Raw genomic sequence first — 18840 nt, 5'->3', positions numbered from 1 at the left:
GAGATCCAATGCACGAACAATCTGTGCCTTCAGCCATGCCCAAATTCAGGAGCAGCCCTCCACGCACCAGACCGATCGTCGCCGCCGTCGTGCTTGTCATGCTGGCAGTACTGGCGGGCCAGTTCACTGCGATAGCGCCAGCCGTAGCAGTGACCACCGGGAACGGTTCGCTGGTGTACTCACCGCCGGCGGGATCCTCGTTCAATCCGGAAGGCGGGCGCGCTGCAGGCACCACCTACGCCAAAGTCATCACACTCAAGAACAACGGGACGTCGAACGGCACGCTGCTGGCCACCTTCGACAAATTGGTGCTGACAAACGGCGTCCAGAGCTATCCGATCCACCGCAGCACAGATAACGGCGCAACGTGGACCAAGGTCTCCGAAGTGAATCCGAGCATTGACTTCCCTGCCCTGACGCGGACGGCCCAGCCTTTCCTCTTCGAGCTCCCCCAGCAGGTTGGCAACCTGCCCGCTGGTACCGTTCTGCTCACGGGCATGGTTATGCCCGAAGACCGTTCCAGCAGCAGGCTTGTTGTGTACAAGAGCCTCGACAAGGGCGTTACCTGGTCATACCAGAGCACTATCGACTCCGGTGGGCCCGCAGTCTACGATCCCAGCCCCACCTCCACCACGAGCACTGTTTGGGAACCCTCCCTCGCAATCGACGGCAACGGCGGACTCGCGGCCTATTTCTCCGACGAGCGGCAAAAAGCAAACGGCGTGCTCCAAGCTGTGTCTTACCGACGCTCAACTGATGGCGGCCTCACCTGGGGTGCTCTGGGCAACGTTTCTGCGCCGACAAACAACAGTGACCGCCCGGGCATGATCACAGTGACCAAGATGCAGGATGGCCGCTATCTGGCCACTTTCGAAGTGGTCAACCGGCCCAGCCAGTCGCAGAACACAGCGCCGGTCTACTTCAAGATCTCGCCCGATGGCCTGAACTGGTCGCCCGAAGCGAGCATCGGCACAAAAGTAGCCCTCAAGGACGGCCGAGGCATTGGATCCTCCCCCTTCGTCAAATGGGTTCCCACGGGCGGACCTAAAGGCATGGTCGTCATCGCGTCGAAATGGTCACTTGACACTGCCGGAAACATCGACGGCGGCCAGAACTTCTACGTCAACTACAACCTTGGCGACGGTCCCTGGGAAAGGCTCCCCTACGCCGTCACATATGACGCCTCCGACACTCAAGGCGGATCCTTTACCGGCTTCGCACAAGGCTTCGACACCAGCGTTGACGGCAGGACTCTCTACCAGGCCACCAACGTTGAAAATGCTGCTACTACCTACAACGACGTTCGAGTCGGCTCAATCCCCTTGGACGCCCAACAGTACGAAGCCGAACGCGCAGTCCGGCAGGATGCAGCCCTGGTGAACGATCCGGATGCCTCCAATGGCTCAAAAGTAGGCAACATCAACAATGCCGGCAGCTCGGTCACCTTCACCGTGAGGGTGCCAACTGCAGGAACCTACACACTGAATATGCGGTACGCCAACGGAACCGGAGCTAACAGCTCGCATTCCGTCAAAGTCAACGGGGGCACATCGACTACGTTGAATTACCCGGCGACCGACGACTGGGGACGCTACGGTTGGGTGCAGATGACGGCTACCCTGGCGGCCGGAGCCAACACGGTGTCCTTTACCAAGGGAACCTCCTTCGCCGAACTTGATGTCCTCCAGGTCTTCAACCCTTCCAGCAGCCTGGATCCGCAATTCCGGGTTACCAACCGCAACAGCGGCAAATCTCTGGAAATACTCAGCGCCCTAACCACCGATGGCGCGGGAGCCGGACAATGGGGAGATACTGGCAATGCCACACAGCTGTGGAGCATCAAACAAGCCAGCGGTGGAATCCAGCTCACCAACGTCAACAGTGGCAAGCTCCTCGAAATTGGTTCGGCAGCTACTGCCGATGGAGTCCAGGCGAGCCAGTGGGGACCCACGGGTAGCCCTACACAAGTCTGGTCACCGAGCGTCAGCGGCGGCTGGTGGAAACTCGCCAATGCCAACAGCGGGAAATTGCTGGAAATAGCTGGTGCTTCCACAGCTGATGGCGCCCATGCCCAGCAATACACGGCCAACGGCTTTACCTGCCAGGAATGGAAGCTGAACCGAGAAGGAATTCAGTAACTCAATGAAGGACCCTCTGCCAGCAAAACCGGCAGAGGGTCCTTCATTGCGTGCCGCCGACGCTACCTCAGGGTTGGATGTGACGCTTCAATGCATCCAAAGTCGTCTCTGGCGAGGTGTTGAAGCAGAACGTGATCCCCGGCGATTCGGCGTTGCATGCGTTGAGAACCCGTTCGAAGAGTTCCGTGTACTCCGGGACCATCCTGATGCCACCACCAATCATCACCAGGCCGAATTGATCACGGGCGAACGCTTCACGAACGTCTGATTCGGCCTCGTCAGGCGAGGTGCCGATCAGGCAGGACACTGCATCAAAACCGGCAGCGATGGTCGCCCCGAAGCCAGCCTCGATCCGCTCGGTCATGGTTGCCTCATCGAGTCCCGGCGGCAGTTTGCTGTAGTCAAGCGCCCGGGCATGGATACCGATCATCAGAATTCGAGTCATGGTGCTTACTGTGCCACGCAGTGAAAAATTTGTCTGCTGACTATGACAGGTTTGGATGGCCCCGGTGGGACGGTTATATCTGGCCCCACTTTATGACTCGCCGGGCACCTTGTGACGGTTATTTGTGGCCCCACCTTCAACGTTGGATTCATCAGTGGATGGATGCGGCGAAAGGTTGGTCTGGATGGAGTCGAGAGTGGAGTTGTTCGCGCGGATCCGAAGGGACGCCCGAGTTGAGGGCTTGTCGGTTCGTGCGTTGGCGGTCCTGTACGGGGTTCACAGGCGAACGGTGAGGCAGGCACTGGATTCAGCTGCGCCTCCGGAGCGCAAACCAAGGCAAAGGGTGGCTTGGCGGCTGGAGCCGTTCAAGGGTGCGATCTACGCGATGCTGATCGAGGATACAACCGCGCCGCGGAAGCAGCGTCATACCGCAGGATCCTGGCCCGGCTCATCGAAGAGCACGGTGCGCAGGAGCTCTCGTATTCCACGGTGCGTGATTACGTCAGGGTCCGCCGGGCCCAGATTGACCTAGAGGCAGGACGCCACGTTGAGGTGTTCGTTCCGCAGGAACACGCGCCGGGCGCCGAAGCCGAGGTGGACTTCCGCGAGATCTACGTCGTGCTGAACGGGCTGCCGTGGTGTTCGGGCAAGGCCGGCAGCGCCATGAGAAAGACCGCTGGGTGTTATTCCGTTCGCACTACGGCTTCGATCCCTTTTGATCCGGGACTGGTGCTGAACCCCAGGGTTGATAGGTCCTCGATGGTCACGGTCCGAATGGTGAAGTACTCCGTCCCAGCCCGGCTCATCGGCCGAAGGGTGGTCTCACTGCGGGCCTCCGAGCTCGCGGTCTTCGACGGCCGCACCATGGCCGCCAGACACCAGCGGGTCCCCGCCCGGTCCGGTCCTGGCCCAGGGCATCGCGCGTAAGAGTTCGGAACAGGTGAACATCCCCGATGCAGGAACCCAAGGTCCCCGCGGAGGTGAATCCGACCTCATGCCACGGGCGCCGGCAGGCACTGGGGTAACTCCCCTCGAAACTTTCCCCAAAAATGTCCGATACGGCATCCGCGTGGGGTAATTTGATCGCTATGTTGACCGGATTCAAGAATTTCATCATGAAGGGCAACGTCGTAGACCTTGCCGTCGCCGTCGTGATTGGTGCCGCCTTCGGTGCCGTAGTCACGGCCCTAGTCCAAAGCGTTCTCATGCCGTTCATCGCGGCCTTGGTCGGATCTCCGAACTTCGATAGCTTCGCCGTCGTGACCCTCAACGGAAACGACATCAAATTCGGTGTCCTGCTCACGGCAATTGTTAACTTCGTGCTCGTGGCGGCAGCCATTTACTTCGTCATCGTCGTGCCCATGAACCACATGGTCGAGCGCCGCAACCGGCGCCTCGGCATCAACCCGGACGTCAAGGAAGAAGCTGCCGAAGACCCCCAGATTGCCCTGCTCACGGAAATCAGGGATTCCCTACAGCAAGGCCGCATGCCCTAATCAAGTCGGCGGACCCAAAGCCCACCAAAAATCAGCTGTCAGGCTGAACCGCGGCCCAATTGCTTCGGCACGCTTACGTTTCCACAGACCGACGCTGCGATAGCGTGTCTCTCAGCGGCGCAGGGATAAATCCCGGCGTTCGTGCAGCCGCAGGCTGGCTGTGCTTGTTTTCCGTCATCGATGAAAGGACATGAAAGTGGCTGTTTCGATTGAATTGGGCAAGGCATTGGACAAGGCCTACGAGAACTCGACTCTGGACGAAGTCCTGTCGGCCCCGCCCTCGGCTCTTGCCGGCCTGACCGAAAAGCACGACGAACTGCTTGCCGGTATGGGAATCAAAACCATCCGCGATCTGGGAAGCAACAAATACTTCGCTACGGCCGGTGTTCTGGTCGCACTCTCCGGCAAGGTCGGGTAGTCGGTCTGGACTGTTAGCGCGTCTCACTGAAAAGGTCCGGCCCGGCGCACGCCAAGTCGGACCTTTTCCATTCCAGAATGGATTTCTCCCCACTCAAGAGATCTGACATGCTACCAACGACGGCGCCCCGACTCCATACCCCCGGGCGGCATCTGCCGTTCCCTAGCGGGATACAGGAACCCTTTACCCAACCGGTGCGAAAAGCCCCGAGGTGCCGTGTTGCCGCAGGATCAACAGCCGCGCCCATCCTCATCTGAACCCATAGAACGCCGGCCTCCGACGACCCAGACGCCCCCCGCGCACGAGACCTACGCACCGTACCGCGAGCCCAAGACCCACAACAAGGCTCCGTGAACCTGGGGCCACTTTCAACCGCCCCTTTGGGGCCAAAAATACTTGACACAATCAGTCTGCCTAGTGCATAAAGCCGCGCCCTACGTTCCGCAGAATGTCCGGTAGGGGCCGAAGCTCTCTGGCGCAGGCCCGACAAACTTTTCCAAGCCCGAGCGCTCACTGAATGGCGAAGTTACCGCCGCGAGCAACTGTTCGGTGGGGACCATGTTCCCCTCTGTTGCCGCGGAAAGCGCCTCTTCCACCAAGTGGTTTCGGGGAATGTAGACCGGGTTGACCCGGTCCATGGCATCAGCATCCGGCGTCACAGCCCGCCAGCGTTCCAGCCAGGCATCGAACGCTGCCAGGTCCAGGATCTGGCCACGCGCGGGTTCAACCTCCCCGCAGGCTGCCTTCCCGAGGTTGCGGAAAAACGAGGTGTAGTCCGCGCGTGACTCCTGGACCAGCTCAAGCAGGTCATCCACCAAAGGTGAGGCAACGTCGTCGTCAATTCCCTCAGGCAGCCCAAGTTTGGCCTTCATGCCGTTGAACCAGGTAGCGCTGTATTGCTGGCGGAATCCATTAAGGGCCTCAACGGCAAGGGCGACCGCCTGCTCCTCATCCTCGTGGATCAGGGGTGCGATCGATTCGGCGAAACGTGCAAGGTTCCACTCTGCAACCAACGGCTGGTTGCGATAGGCATACCGTCCGGTTTCATCAATGGAGCTGTAGACCGCTCCGGGATCGAACCCTTCCATGAAGGCGCACGGACCGTAATCGATGGTTTCGCCGGACACAGTCATGTTGTCGGTGTTCATGACACCGTGCACGAATCCGACGAGCATCCACTGGGCCACCAGCTTCGCTTGGACCGCAATGACGCCCTTTAGGAGACCGAGGTAGCGGTTGGCTTCCCCAGCAGCGGACGGGTGGTGGCGTTCGATCGCGTGATCAGCAAGGCGGCGCAACAGATCCATGTCGTTGGTGGCTCTGGCGTATTGGAAACTGCCTACCCGCAGGTGACTGCTGGCAACCCGGGTCAGGACGGCGCCCGGCAGGAGAGTTTCACGCTGAACGGGACGGCCCGTCGCGACCACTGCCAAGGACCTCGTGGTGGGAATGTTCAGAGCATGCATGGCCTCGCTCACGATGTATTCGCGAAGCATGGGACCAACCACCGCCTGGCCGTCACCGTTCCGGGCAAAGGGCGTCCGCCCCGAGCCCTTGAGGTGGACGTCGAGGAGCTTCCCGTCAGCGCCGGCGATCTCACCCAACAGGAGGGCGCGCCCATCCCCCAAACGCGGTGAGTACCAGCCAAACTGGTGACCGGAGTATGCCATCGCCACCGGGGTTGCGTCCTCCGGGAGGGAATTACCGATGAGCAGCCGCACGCCCTCCGGGCTGCGGAGAAAACCGGGATCAAAACCGAGCTCGACGGCGAGCGCCTCGTTGAGAACAAGAAGCTGGGGATCAGGGGCTTCCTCCGCCCGCCAAGGAATAACCATCTCAGGGAAGTCCCGCGCGAAATGGCCCTCAAAGGCGACGGTGGTATGCGCAATTTCGCTCATCATTCAAGGATAGCGATGCGGGAAGGGCCGCCGCAGGCGATGCCTAGATCATTCCACCGCGCGCGCCGATGATGAGTTCCAAGGATCGGAGCACAGCGAACGGGACAACGCCGCTGGTGCGCGGGTTTTGGGGCGATACTTTGTTGCAGATTTCAAAGCGGTAATTCCCGCTGTTTCCTGAAGCCTCAATCAAGTGCGTCGTAAGCTCGGCCGCGGGGTCGGCCCTTACGGAAACGGCCACAGTGTCCCAGTCCTCTACTGCAAGGGCGACGGCGGCTGCCACGTTGAGCGACTTCGGGAACAATTGAGTGGCTCGGGCGGCGGACCCTGCAAAGATCTCAATGGGGCCGGCAGTATTCCGAATGCGATCAACCTCAACCTCGTCCATCCAGGGCTGAATCAGGGAACCCGGGAGCTTGGTTGTGGTTATCCTGACGGCGTCATAGCCCGTTGCGCGGGCGCCCGACGCCAACAGGTCCAGGCCACCAATGGAACCCGGCGTCAAGAAAAGCCTGCCAGGGCCCGCGGCGGACAAGCGTTGGGAGAGGTGTGGGTCCGCAAGCGCCCCAAGCGATGTCGCGAGCAGGTCTACACCCGCAGAAAGCACTGCCTCGCCATGCTCAACCAAGACCTCCTGCCCAGCACATTCAACCAGCAGGTCACAGAGCTCCAACGCTTGGTCCATCTCAAGCTGGGGTGCTGGCGCGTTGTCTACGGCGCTGCGGCAAATGATTCCCTCAAGGATGGCCCCCTTGACTTTTCCAGCGGCAATGTCAGCAGCAACACGAGCCCCAATGGCTCCGTGTCCGATGATTCCGATCCTGCGGGCTCCTGGCTTCATTCGATTCCTTGCTTGATGGAGTGGATGGACGAACCCGCGCCGTGATCGTCTAGACGTTCAGGGTAAGTTCGTCCGCGGAGGAAGCCTTCGGGTCATAGGCGACGATGGAGGCTTCAGTTTTTTTCAGTAGCAGCGCCAGTTGTTCGATCTCCTTGGCGGTCAGGCCGGCGAGCATATTGCGCTGAGTTTCCAGATGTTTTGAAATGACCTCGTCAATGAGCTTCTTGCCGTGGTCCGTCATCTGGGCGTAGACAACACGACGATCCTCCTTCGACCGAACCCGCTCAATAAGGTTTTGTTCCTCCATGCGGTCCAGCCGGAAGGTGATGCCGCCCGTGGTCAGCATGGATGAACTCGCCAATTCACCAGCCGTCTTCCGGTGCGGAGGGCCGGATCGACGCAAGTTCGCCAAAACATCAAAGGATGCCAACGAGAGCCCGTACTTCTCATAGTTCGCATCCTGCACAGCTCGCTGCCGCGCCACCAGGCTCTGCAACCGGCCAAAGACGCCGATGGTCTTGGGATCAAGGTCCGGGCGTTCGCGATGCCAGTCTTCAATAATGGCGTCCACGGCGTCCGTGTCTGTGTTCCGCGATTCGGTGGTCATGCGCACTCTCTCCTTCATTCGGTCTAAGCATCTTAACACTGAGCTTCCCAACGAAGGCAGCAATCGTGAGCACTTTCCACCAGCATCTTGCAGCGTCTCCCATTATATCTTAGTCTTGAGATAGTTAGAGTCGAGGGAGATCGAATCCATGATGACTCTTGCGAAATTTGGCAATTACCAATCCGAGAGAGGTCCATCATGCGCGACGTTATCGAAAGCAAGTTACCGGAACTTGAGGAGCTGATTGATTCGGCCATCGCCTCCCGTGAGAGCCGGGTTGTTGACTTCAATACCCTGAAGTTCCAGACCAAAATGGGTGAAAAGTTCCGCCGGGGTCAGGTCCGCTACATCGGTTCCGGAGCTACCGGAGACCACTCGGACGATGGCAACATCCTCCAGGCGGAACACTTCACCTTCTCCAACATGGTGCTGCCCGCCGGATGCGTAGGTCCTGAGCACACGCACCCGGACGTCGAAGAGGTGTTCTTTGTCCTCGAAGGAGAGGTGGAGTTCAGTGTCCACGACGTCGAAGACGGCAACAAGAAAGCGAGCCGCGTGCTGGGCTACCGCGATCTGATCCGGGTCCCGGCCGGCGTTCCCCGGAGCTTGCGCACTGTCAGCGAAGAAGACGCAATTATTTGCGTGATCATCGGCGCCAAGAAACCGGAGATCCCGTTCTATCCGCCGACGTCGGAGATGTACGGCGTAACCCGCTAAATCTTCAACAACCCGGGTACCGGCCGCTGTGGCCGGTACCCGGGTTTTTATTGTGCCGAATTGTTTGGGACACAACGGAAAGAGCCTGCAGCTCGGAGAGTTTCGAGCTGCAGGCTCTTCAACAGGCTAAGCGGTTCCTTCTGAGAGAATTGCGGCCTGCTTCTGCGCATCGGCATCATGCACCCGGCGGATTCTGGCTACTCCAAGATCGTGCTGATACAAGTGCTCGTCCTTATCTGCATCGGCAGCCAGGGCCTCCAACAGTTCGCGGTCCTGTTCCAGGACCACCCAGTGTTTTTCCTCGAGAGTTGTCTTGTACATGAATCGCCAAACGTCCCGCTCCCAGTCAGAAACGGTACGGGTACGCCAGTGGAACACGGCGGAGGTATGTGCATCGATAGGAGTGGACATTCCTACGATCCCGAACGAACCCCCGGGACCTGCTGAATCGGCGTACGGGATCTCCAGATCCACGTAGTCCATGGATTCACGGCAGTACTCCACCCAGTCAAAGTTCTTGCCGCGCTGATCCGTTTTCTCAAAGAAGAATCCGCGGTCCGTCTCACGGATGCGGAAGCGGGCACTCGTATCACCGCCAAACATCGAATGCGAGTCACGGTGGAGGAACGCACCGTGCATCGGATCCAGCACGTTGTCCATGTAGAAGCGCCACGGACTGTTCCATTCCGCGTAGTTGGAAAACCAGGAAACCTCGGGGTTGTCCAGGCGGTCCGGCAGTTTGAACTCCGTCACCTCTGAGTCCTCCGTCAAAGGCATGAAGGCAAAGATCATGTCAGCGCCTTCCTCCACAGCCAGCGACGCCGTCACCGTCTTGCCCTCAAGCGCGCAGCCCGGCATGCCTGGAACCGAAATCACGGTGCCATCACCGTTGACCTGAACGCCGTGGTACTTGCACGCCACCCGGTCCCCTAGGTGTTGGCCCACGGACAAAGGGGCGCTGCGGTGGGGACAGCGATCCTCCAACATCCGGATTTGCCCCCTGGCATCACGGAAGAGGAGCCAATCCACGCCTAGGCGCCGGACTTTGACCATGTCGCCGGGACCTACAAATCGGGAAGGGTAAATGGGATACCACCGATCCCTCAGACCCGTCGCGGCCAGTTCCGCGGCGTCGAGTTGGCGGCGCGTGCCGACGACAGTTTTGACCTTGGCCCTGCCGGCCCTGGCTCCGGCTGGAGCGCTTGCAGTTGCAGTTGCAGTTGTCATGTCCTACTCTCCCAGTCGTCGCATTTCGGAACGGAATCGGGTTTCATCCCAGGGTTCACCGTCCGGGGCGTTCAGGCCCAAATTGTTCAGGCCCGAGACGATTGCCGGCAGTTCGTGGCTACCACTGGCAAAAATCTCGGACAGGGCTCCGGCGAGCTTGAGCTCATAAGGATTGGGCGGACCCACCCGGGACTGGTTGGCTTCAAGATATTGTTCAGGCACTGTGTTCCTCCGGTGTTTGGGTGACAGTGTGCAGACCTTCAGCGATATTCATGAATGACCTGCTCCACTCGTTAAATGAATGAGATCGGCTCTGGTGTGCTGGAACGGCGGTGTTGTCGATGATGACAAAAACCCCGTTACTGATGCCGCCGGCGATGCTTTGCGGTATGGAGATATCGGTATGGATATCAGGCGCAGCGGCGATGACCAACGACGGCGCTCGCACCCGCCGGAGCGTGGCGACAAATCCCTCAAGAGACATGTCCACCAACGGGTCACCAAGGATGAGGCTCTTGACCTGCTCCGGGTGCAGCGCAGCGAGCATTATTGCGCCGTACGCGGCTGTTCCGCTGGCCAGAATGTGCGCAGGACCTGCCGTTGAGTCGTAAAGCGCGGACGAGGCTGCTTCAACCCACTCATCCATCTGTCCAGGCGGTCCGGCGACGTCCGACGCAACGCCGATTCCGGGTTCCCAGGCACGGGCTCCCAAAGCATCAAGCTGATGGTCAAACCATTCGCCGGCTCCCTCGCCACCGTGCAAGCACACGACGTCATGCTGTGGCATGACATCGCGGAGTGGCATGATGTCGCCGGGCGCATGGCCAAGGCGCGGATCTACTTCCGTACTTGAATTCATGTGCTCTCCTGCTCCTCTACTGATGTGGGGTTGGAATATGCACCGGCGGCACGAAAGCTCCCGGCACGGGGTCCAATGCGGTGACGTCGATCTCGATCACCGCTGGTCCACGCACCGCGAGCGCTTCCACCAAAGCCCCATCAAAGGACCCGGGCCCGTGCACCCGCCAGAATGGCAATTTCAGCGACTGGGCCAGCAAGGCAAAGTCCGGTGTGTGCAAGTTGACTCCTGCCTCCGCAAAGCCGTTGGCCTTCTGCATGTTGCGCAGGACCCCGTAGCCGCCGTCGTTGAAAACGAGCACCACGCACCAGACCCCTGAGCCGGCAAGGGAGGCGAGTTCACCAAGATGAACGGCAAGGCCGCCGTCGCCGGCAATCACTACCGTGGGAACGTCCGGGCGGGCGCAGGCTGCCCCGATGCCCATGGCCAAACCTTGGCCGATGCCGCCTCCCAGCGGAAAGATATTGGTTTCGCGGGAGTACATTTCCAGCAGGCGGTTACCCCACTGGCTGGAGGGTATGGTCACATCACGGGCAACAACGGATTCCCGATCCAGGCGGTCCCTGAGGCTGTGACAGATTTCCGCATAGCCACCGATGTACTCAGTCAGCCCGGCCCGTACCTCAAGGCGTACATTGTGCACCTGTTGCGACCAGCCGGGGTCCACGGAAGGGCTACCCAACTGGCTGACCATCGCCTCCAGAATCGCACGGGAGTCACCCACCAGACCCACAGTGGCCGGATACACCCGGCCCACGGCTTCAGGGTTGAGATCCAGCTGGATGTGGGTGCCGGGCAGTTTGAGTGAATAGTGCTGCGTCTCGTTGGAACGGAAGTGCGTGCCAACACTCAACAACACATCAGACTGTTCGATCAGCCGGACGGCGGCGGGAGTGGTAGCAAAGTTGCCGATGACAAGATGGTCATCTTCCGGAACCACGCCCCGGCCAGAGTTGCTGGTCAGCAGTCCCGCGCCCAGCCCGTGCAGCAGAGCCGCAAGTTCCTTTCCCGCGCCCGCCGCTCCTCCGCCGGCCCAGATCAGGGGTCGCTTGGCACCTGCCAGGAGCAGAACGGCTTCGGCGACAGCATCGGCGTCGTAATCGGGTAAAGGCTTCACCTGCGCATCGATCGGGCGCTGATCCTCCGGGTGGGCAAGGTACTGCAAATCTGTAGGCCATTCGATGCTGGCCGGTGTGTGAGGCGAGGAGAGCAGGTGTGCGATTGCCTCCTCCAGGTCCGCCTCCGCATCCTTGCCATTGAAAATGGTGCGGGCATAGCCAGAGACCGCGTGGAGCATCTGCAACTGGCGCGGGACCTCATGGATCACGCCACGGTTGCTGCCCATGAATTCGCTGTCGATCTGGCCGGTAATGTGCAGCACACGGCTTCCCGCGGTGAGTGCCTCCACCATGGAACCCGCGGCGTTGCCGGCTCCCGTACCGGTGCTCGTCAGGGCAATTCCGACTTTGCCGGAGGCGCGCGCATAAGCGTCAGCCGCGTTGACTGCGGCTGCCTCGTGGCGGACGGCAACAAAGTTCAGCTCCCTGTCCACTGCCTCGACGAGAGGAAGATTGTGGATGCTGATGACCCCGAAAGCCGTATCGATGCCGTGGCGACGCATTACACGGACCAGGACGTCACCGCCGGTTGGCCCCCTTGGGACCGTTGCTTCTTGTGTCACTGACATATCTGGATCTCTTTCGTAATGAAGTTCCGCTGGCTAGACATAGCGCCCAACGCCACCGCCGACGTCGATTGTTGCTCCTGTGGTGTATCCGCTGAGGGGCGAGAGCAGGGAGACAATATGGAAAGCCACCTCCTCAGCCGTGCCGAAACGGCCCAGCTTGATGCCGCGGGTGGCGGCGATTTCTGCACTCCAGGCCTCGTAGTCGAGTTCAGAGCCGGCTTCCTCGAAGCGTCGCCGCCACTGGCCGGTGTCCACCAGGCCGAGCAGGACCGAATTCACCCGGGTTCCCTCTGTTGCCAAATCTTCGGCAAGGGAATGCGTGAGGTTCAGCAGCGCGGCGCGGGCAGCCGAGGTGGCAGCCAGGCGCAACTCAGGTTGCCGGGCGAGGATTGCGTTGACGTTGACCACTGAGCCATGGGCCGATGCAGTCAGGGCTGACCTGGCGGAACGAACCATGTTCAGGACGCCGAAGATCTTCAGGCTGAACTCATCACGCAGCTGCTGGTCCGTGGTGTCCTGAAGTGTGGCCATCAAGGATCGGCCGGCGTTACAGACCAGACCATCGACGGCGCCAAACCGGTCCAAAGTGCCCGCGATAAACCTGTTCGTGGCATGTTGGTCCGTGACGTCGCACGACGCAAGGTAAATCGAGTCCTTGTCCGCCCAGGAAAACTCCTCGAATGCTGCCTCCAAGCGGCCGGTGTCGCGCGCACAGGCAGCAACCTGCGCACCTTCGCTCAGCAAATAGCGGGCGGTGGCAAGCCCGACGCCGGAACTCGCCCCGGTGACAACCACCGTGCGGTCCTTCAATTGCAGGTCCATATGTGGGACTCCTTATTAGTGGTCTTCCGCTGCAGGCGGTTCAGTAATCCATGGCTTCGTTGGCCTGTGGCTCCAATGGCCTGTGACTTCAGTGGCTCATGACGAAGCCGCCGTCCACCACGATCGTCTGGCCAGTGATGAAGCCTGCAGCATCGGACAGCAGGAACTGGACGACGCCGGATACGTCCTTGGGTTGTTGGTCCCTGGGCAGCACGCGGTTCTCTTCGTAGAGACGGTAACGGGAGGCCGGCACTGACTCGGTGGCCTCCACCCGGGTCAGCCCCGGGGCGACGGCGTTGACGCGGACTCCGGCTGGTCCCGCGTCGCGGGCCATTGTTCGGGTCATCGCCAGGACAGCCCCCTTTGATCCGACATAGTGGACCAGCCGTGGAGAGCCGTAGAGCGCTGCGTCTGATGCGATGTTGACAATGGAGCCAGCCTTGCTTTGGGCCAGCTGGGCGTAAAGGTGTTTGCTGACCAGCCAGGTCCCGTAGGCATTGATAGTCATCACCCTTTGGAAGAACTCTTCTTCCAGTTCCCAAAAGGCGTCGCCGCCTACGCCGTCGGCCAATGCCGCGTTGTTGACCAGTGCATCAGCGCCGCCCAGCTGCTGGACCGCCGCGGCCAGATCCGCAACCGAGGTTTTGTCAGCGATGTCAGTGATGATCGCCGTCGCGTCAAGGCCCCGTCCGCGGAGTGTTGCGGCAGCATGCTCAGCGAGGTCTGCGTTCTTCTCGGCAATGACTATTCGGTCTCCGCTGCTTGCCAATCGATCCGCGATGTCGAAGCCAAGTCCCCGCCCGGATCCAGTAACCACTACGAGGCGCGTCACTGGATGCCCTCCCAGAAAGCGAGGATGGCAGCGGACATCTCCATCGGCTTTTCCTGCACTGCGGCGTGCCCTGCACCGGGAATGATGCCCAGCGTGGCACCGGGAATGTTCTCGGCCAAGACCTTGGATTCCGCGACGCCAGTGATCACGTCGTCCTGGCCCACCAAGACCAGTGCCGGGATCCGCAGCCGAGGCAGCAGTTCCGTGGTGTCGCACTGCGCCATCATGGTGGCGGCCGACGAAAAGCCGGACAAGCGGACGGCGGCCATGTCCGCGCGAACAGCTTCGGCCACCCAGGCCGGGGCGGACGGGGAGACAAGTCTTGCCGACCGTCGGGCCGCGAGTATTTCGGGCCCGACGGCGGCCAGTTCCGGAACGCGGGCCAGCATGCGTTGCGCCGCTGTCTTGGTAATTCCCGAACCCCGGGTGCTGTCCGCCAGCACAATGGACCGCACTGCCTCCGGTGCTTGAGCGGCAACCCGGGTGGCAATGACGCCTCCCCATGATGTGCCGATCAGGTGGGCGGGGCCCACATTCAGTGTGGCCAGGATGTCCAGCACTAAAGCAGGATGATCCAAACCTTCCGGTGGTGCTGCCGATTCGCCGTAGCCGGGAGCATCCCAGCAAAACGTCTGGTATCCGTGGGCGCTCAGCAACTGAGCCAGGGCACCACAGGATGATGCGGCTCCCCCGATGCCGTGCATGAGGAAGACCGGGATACCTTCCCCGCGAATAACAAGGGAGACCCCGTGGAGAAATTTCCGGCGTTCGGCAATGGTGCCAGTCAACGCGGTGTCAGTCGGGGCGGTATCACTGGATGCTGTGCCAGTCGACGCGGTTTCCGTGGCGGTCGGCAAGGAGCTGCTACGCATGGGCTTTTTCTGCGGCAGGAGCTTCCAGCATGGAGAAGTAATCATCGCGTCCAGGGACCACCAGGGACCTGTACCCGCTATCCGGAACGCCGGCCATGGCGCTTCGGACCGCGGACGTGGGCGGACCCGCGGTTCCCCATTGGTCGGAGAGTTCCGGTGTCCGCTCCCACGTGCGGCACAGCCAACTGTCCTCGTCCACCTGAGCTACTTCGGAGGTGTATTCGCAAACCAGGCCTGAGGGGTCTGTGAAATACGAAAACGTATTGTCCCCGGGCCCGTGACGGCCCGGCCCCCACTGAGGAGCGATGTTGTGCCGCTTCAGGTTGCCGATGCCGCGCATGAAGTGATCAATGCTCTGCATCTCGTAAGCCACGTGATTGACCGAGGTCCAGGGAGCCTGGTTGAACGCGATGGCATGGTGCTCGCTGTTACACCGCAGGAAGGCCATCTGGTGCTCGGACCAATCCGAAATCCGCATCCCCAGCACCTGCGTATAGAAGGCCGTGGCGCGGTCAATATCCACGGTGTTGAGCACAACGTGGGCGATCTTGCGTGGAAGTGCCCGCCGACCGGCCGGCTCCTGGCTGACTACGGCGTGGACATTGGCGGAGAGTTCCACCAGCCTGCCTTCGGGATCCACCAACTGAAGACCGTAGCCGCCGGCAGCATCATCCAAAGGACCGGGCTCACGGAAAAGCGGTATCCCCAAGGCAGTGAGTTTAGTAGCTGCACGGTCAACGTCCTGCGGTGTGGCCAGGGCGAAGGAGACCCCGCCCAGGGCATTCTGCTCGCCCCTTTCGAGCCTCAGGATGTGATGTTCGGACCCGGTTCCGCGGAGCCAAAATTTATCAGTGTCCTCCTCCACAGTGGAAAGGCCCCAGACTTCATGGTAGAAATCCCTGGCTGGCCGCGTATCGGGCACTTTCAGGGACACAGAACGCAGCGACCGCAGATTGCAGACAGGCTCTGCTGAGAAATAGTTCATGGGAATCAACCTTCAGTCGAGTGGTGTTCGTGCTAGAGATCCAAAATCAGTTCGCGGGACCGGCAACGTGAGACGCAAACAAACATTGATTTGTTCTCTGCCCGTTCGGCCGGGGAGAGGAGGAAATCACGGTGCTCAACGTCCCCCTCTATAACCCCCGTTTCACAGGTTCCGCAGATGCCCTCTGCACATGAGCTGGGAACGTTGATGCCGGCGTCGTTCAGGGCGTCCAGAACTGAAACATCGGGCCCAACGGCGATCCGCTGGCCAGTGCTGTGGCAGATGACATCGAAACTTGTCTCGTCGAGTTCCGGTCCGGGCACGATGTCCGGCGCTTTGAACCGCTCAATCCTCAATCGCGATTCGTCTGCCATGGCGCCGGCCACAGCTTGCATCAAAGACTCAGGGCCGCAGGCATATACCAAGGTTTCAGGCGGGAGCGAGCCGACTGCCTCCGACAGATCCGCGTAGTTGCCGTCGGCTTCGTCGGCAGCGTGGATGCTGATCCTATGCCGGGGCAGGTCTGAAATCTCTGACAGGAAGGCCATGGTGGATCGCGAACGCCCGGTATACAGCAGGGACCAGTCAGCTCCGACTGCTTCCAAGCGCCGCACCATGGAAATGATCGGGGTGATGCCGATGCCGCCAGCTACCAACGCATACCGTTCGGCGTGATCAAGCTCGAAGTTGTTGCGCGGGCCCTCAACCTTGATAAGCGTTCCCACCGGCAGTTCATCATGGATCAGCCTGCTGCCACCGCGGGAATCAGGGGTTCGCAGCACGGCCACAGTCCAACTGGTCGAGTCTTCCGGGTCCGAACACAAAGAGTATTCGCGAGTGAGCCCATTGGGCAGGTGCAGGCTCAAGTGGGCACCTGGAAGCCACTGCGGGAGCGCCGCTCCGGCGGGATCAACAAACATAATCCGGATGACGCCGTCGGCTTCCCAGGTTTTCTGCTGCACCCTGAGCGTCAGCACCTTCGGTTCGGGGACATCAGGGGTCACCGCCGCACGGTTCTGGATTTCCACACTCATGGGTATTCACCTCCTCCGATGCGCGATTGCTTCGATTTCCACCGTGGCTCCATAGGGCAGGGCGGCCACCTCCACAAACGAACGTGCCGGGCGCGGCGAGTCGAACAGCTGTTCGTAGTGCATGTTGGCTTCGTCCCGCAGCGTCACGTCGGTGACGAAGTAGGTGGTTTTTACGACGTCCGCCAAGGACATACCGACGGATCCCAGTCGCTCGGAGAGCCTCGCGGCCGCGGCTACCAGCGCTTCGGAGCGGCCGGGTACGGCATTTCCACTTTCATCCACCGACAATGCGCCGGAGATAAAGCCGAATCCCCCGGCTACAAAGGCGGGGCTGTAGGGGTGAGCATTCATTGACGTACCTTTCGAACGCAAGATGGTGGTGGTCGGTCCAGCTAGTTGCCGGCCCATGGGATGGATGCACCCGAGAGGTCGATGTAGATGCTCTTCTGGTGCATATAGGAGCGAATGCCGTCCCGGCCCTTTTCAGTGCCCAGACCGCTTTCCTTATGCCCGCTGAACGGGGTGGAGATACTGAACTGCTTGTAGGTGTTGACCCACACGGTGCCAGCCGAAACGGCTCGCGCAATTCTCCAGGCGAGGCGGTAGTCAGCTGTCCAGATGCCGCAGGCCAAGCCAAAAACGCTGTCGTTGGCTTGAAGGATGAGATCGGCTTCATCGTCAAACGGCAGGACGACGGCCACCGGCCCGAAAATTTCCTCCTGGCAAATGACGTCCGAGTTGCTCACGCCAGCAATGATGGTGGGCTCGTAGAACGCACCAGCCTGAAGCCGGGGGTCCTTGGGGGCAGTGCCACCGCAGAGGATCTGCGCACCAGCCAGCCGCGCGTCTTCAACCATCCCGGCGACGGCGTCACGGTGGGCATGGGCCACCAGCGGCCCTACCTGGGTGCTTGGGTCCGTTCCTGGTCCGACCCGAAGGGCTTCGGCACCCTTGACGAGTCTTTCGACAACGGCGTCATAGACCGATCGCTGGATGAACACGCGCGAGCCGGCAATGCAGCTCTGACCGCTCGAAGAGAAGATGCCATAAAGCACGCCCGCCACGGCCTGGTCCAGGTCGGCATCAGCAAAAATAATGGTGGGCGATTTTCCGCCCAGCTCCAAGGTGATGGGCATGATCTTCTCGGCGGCGATATGGCCCAGTTGGCGCCCCGTGGAAGTGCCGCCCGTGAAGGAAATCTTGCCTACGTCAGGGTGTCGCGCGATCGCATCACCTACGACGCGGCCGGGGCCTGGAAGTACAGAGAGCAGACCTGCAGGTAGGCCCGCCTCCTCGCAAAGCCGTGCCAACAGCAGCGAAACCCAGGGAGCCCAGACCGGCGGCTTCACCACGACGGCGTTCCCTGCGGCAAGTGCCGGAGCCACCTTTTGTGCGTCGCTGGCAATCGGCGAGTTCCAGGGCGTGATGGCACCCACCACTCCGATCGCTTCATAGGTGGACATGCTGAGGTAGTTCCCGCGAGGGGACGTCAGCGCATCCTCCATGGTCTCCAGAGCAGACGCGGTGAACCGGAAGGTTGCTGCCGCGCTCATGGCGAGCGCCCTGGTTTCCACGAGTGTCTTACCTGTGTCCAGCGTCTGCAGTTCGGCAATGCGATCAGCGTTGATCTCGATGGCTGAGCTGATGCGGTGCAGGACAGCAGCGCGTTCGTGGGGGAGCTTCTTTGCCCATCCGGACTCTTCCACGGCTTTCAGGCCGGCAGCCACCGCGGCGTCCACATCCGCCGTCGTTGCTCCGTGGAGGGTGGCGAAAACCTCAGAGGTAGCGGGATTGACCGATTCGATCAGCGCACCGCTGCCTCGGGTCCAGACGCCGCCCACGTAGATCTCATCCCGCGTATCAGGAGCGACCACCATCTGGGCGTCCAGCTGGGCGTCCGCAGGGCTGGGCCGGGAAGTGTTTCCTACAAGGCTGTCCGTACTCATCTTCAGCTTCCGTTCA

Annotated in this window: 19 protein-coding genes and 1 pseudogene; 5 read left to right on the top strand and 15 right to left on the bottom strand. The window is 60.8% G+C overall.

The features are described from left to right. Window positions 1–8: 8 nt before the first annotated feature. The gene (locus tag AC1DD5_RS01000) at window positions 9–2138 is read left to right on the top strand and encodes an RICIN domain-containing protein (RefSeq protein ID WP_477519371.1); all 2130 of its coding nucleotides are present in this window, start codon (window positions 9–11) and stop codon (window positions 2136–2138) included. 67 nt (window positions 2139–2205) lie between these two features. On the opposite strand, the gene AC1DD5_RS00995 is transcribed toward AC1DD5_RS01000, so the two are convergent. Further along, on the bottom strand, window positions 2206–2583 hold the full coding sequence (locus tag AC1DD5_RS00995; protein ID WP_442003577.1) for a hypothetical protein: 378 nt from the start codon (window positions 2581–2583) through the stop codon (window positions 2206–2208). A gap of 184 nt (window positions 2584–2767) precedes the next feature. Here AC1DD5_RS00995 and AC1DD5_RS00990 point away from each other — a divergent pair. The 3 genes and pseudogenes from AC1DD5_RS00990 to AC1DD5_RS00980 all read left to right on the top strand — a co-directional run. Beyond that, window positions 2768–3486, top strand: a pseudogene (locus AC1DD5_RS00990) (Mu transposase domain-containing protein); the annotation flags it as partial. A 185-nt stretch (window positions 3487–3671) separates the two neighbouring features. Continuing rightward, window positions 3672–4079, top strand: coding sequence for a large conductance mechanosensitive channel protein MscL (mscL, locus tag AC1DD5_RS00985; RefSeq protein ID WP_442003576.1), 408 nt, complete (start codon window positions 3672–3674; stop codon window positions 4077–4079). A gap of 196 nt (window positions 4080–4275) precedes the next feature. Continuing rightward, entirely contained in the window at window positions 4276–4497 is a 222-nt protein-coding gene (locus tag AC1DD5_RS00980; RefSeq protein WP_442003575.1) for a hypothetical protein, read from the top strand. 434 nt (window positions 4498–4931) lie between these two features. Here the strand turns inward: AC1DD5_RS00980 and AC1DD5_RS00975 are convergent, their stop codons facing one another. Genes AC1DD5_RS00975 through AC1DD5_RS00965 form a run of 3 tightly spaced genes read right to left on the bottom strand, consistent with a single transcriptional unit; the run spans window position 4932 to window position 7843 of the window. After that, entirely contained in the window at window positions 4932–6395 is a 1464-nt protein-coding gene (locus tag AC1DD5_RS00975) for a protein adenylyltransferase SelO (protein WP_477519407.1), read from the bottom strand. Window positions 6396–6438: 43 nt separating this feature from the next. Continuing rightward, window positions 6439–7236 (bottom strand): aspartate dehydrogenase domain-containing protein, encoded by a 798-nt coding sequence (locus tag AC1DD5_RS00970; protein WP_477519370.1) that lies wholly within the window; start codon window positions 7234–7236, stop codon window positions 6439–6441. 49 nt (window positions 7237–7285) lie between these two features. Continuing rightward, the gene (locus tag AC1DD5_RS00965; protein ID WP_477514835.1) at window positions 7286–7843 is read right to left on the bottom strand and encodes a MarR family winged helix-turn-helix transcriptional regulator; all 558 of its coding nucleotides are present in this window, start codon (window positions 7841–7843) and stop codon (window positions 7286–7288) included. 198 nt (window positions 7844–8041) lie between these two features. On the opposite strand from AC1DD5_RS00965, the gene AC1DD5_RS00960 reads away from it, so the two are divergent. Beyond that, window positions 8042–8560, top strand: coding sequence for a cupin domain-containing protein (locus tag AC1DD5_RS00960; RefSeq protein ID WP_442003571.1), 519 nt, complete (start codon window positions 8042–8044; stop codon window positions 8558–8560). A gap of 126 nt (window positions 8561–8686) precedes the next feature. Here AC1DD5_RS00960 and AC1DD5_RS00955 read toward each other — a convergent pair whose 3' ends face one another. The 11 genes from AC1DD5_RS00955 to AC1DD5_RS00905 form a co-directional block, all read right to left on the bottom strand. Beyond that, window positions 8687–9787, bottom strand: a complete 1101-nt coding sequence (locus AC1DD5_RS00955; RefSeq protein ID WP_477519369.1) for a Rieske 2Fe-2S domain-containing protein — start codon at window positions 9785–9787, stop codon at window positions 8687–8689. Window positions 9788–9790: 3 nt separating this feature from the next. Continuing rightward, on the bottom strand, window positions 9791–10009 hold the full coding sequence (locus AC1DD5_RS00950; protein WP_011774623.1) for a recombinase-like helix-turn-helix domain-containing protein: 219 nt from the start codon (window positions 10007–10009) through the stop codon (window positions 9791–9793). Beyond that, window positions 10002–10646, bottom strand: coding sequence for an alpha/beta fold hydrolase (locus AC1DD5_RS00945; protein WP_477519368.1), 645 nt, complete (start codon window positions 10644–10646; stop codon window positions 10002–10004). Before AC1DD5_RS00945 ends, AC1DD5_RS00950 begins: the two co-directional genes overlap by 8 nt. Window positions 10647–10662: 16 nt before the next feature. Then, window positions 10663–12333, bottom strand: a complete 1671-nt coding sequence (locus tag AC1DD5_RS00940) for a thiamine pyrophosphate-binding protein (protein ID WP_477519367.1) — start codon at window positions 12331–12333, stop codon at window positions 10663–10665. Between the two features lie 33 nt (window positions 12334–12366). Next, window positions 12367–13155, bottom strand: a complete 789-nt coding sequence (locus tag AC1DD5_RS00935) for an SDR family oxidoreductase (RefSeq protein ID WP_477519366.1) — start codon at window positions 13153–13155, stop codon at window positions 12367–12369. Between the two features lie 88 nt (window positions 13156–13243). After that, complete coding sequence (locus AC1DD5_RS00930) at window positions 13244–13987, bottom strand: SDR family oxidoreductase (protein WP_477519365.1); 744 nt, start codon at window positions 13985–13987, stop codon at window positions 13244–13246. Further along, window positions 13984–14859, bottom strand: coding sequence for an alpha/beta fold hydrolase (locus AC1DD5_RS00925; RefSeq protein WP_477519364.1), 876 nt, complete (start codon window positions 14857–14859; stop codon window positions 13984–13986). Before AC1DD5_RS00925 ends, AC1DD5_RS00930 begins: the two co-directional genes overlap by 4 nt. Further along, a complete protein-coding gene (locus AC1DD5_RS00920; RefSeq protein ID WP_431116277.1) occupies window positions 14852–15844 on the bottom strand; it encodes a VOC family protein in 993 nt (330 codons plus the stop codon). Before AC1DD5_RS00920 ends, AC1DD5_RS00925 begins: the two co-directional genes overlap by 8 nt. Window positions 15845–15876: 32 nt before the next feature. Continuing rightward, the gene (locus AC1DD5_RS00915; RefSeq protein WP_477519363.1) at window positions 15877–16878 is read right to left on the bottom strand and encodes a PDR/VanB family oxidoreductase; all 1002 of its coding nucleotides are present in this window, start codon (window positions 16876–16878) and stop codon (window positions 15877–15879) included. Window positions 16879–16884: 6 nt separating this feature from the next. Further along, window positions 16885–17229, bottom strand: coding sequence for a RidA family protein (locus tag AC1DD5_RS00910; RefSeq protein WP_477519362.1), 345 nt, complete (start codon window positions 17227–17229; stop codon window positions 16885–16887). A 41-nt stretch (window positions 17230–17270) separates the two neighbouring features. Beyond that, window positions 17271–18824: an aldehyde dehydrogenase gene (locus AC1DD5_RS00905; protein ID WP_477519361.1), complete on the bottom strand. Its 1554-nt coding sequence runs from the start codon at window positions 18822–18824 to the stop codon at window positions 17271–17273. Window positions 18825–18840 lie beyond the last annotated feature (16 nt).

The organism is Paenarthrobacter sp. 10L420, from assembly GCF_056395385.1.
The sequence above is the reverse complement of the archived record's forward strand: the minus strand, read 5'-3'. Positions and strand labels throughout refer to the sequence as shown.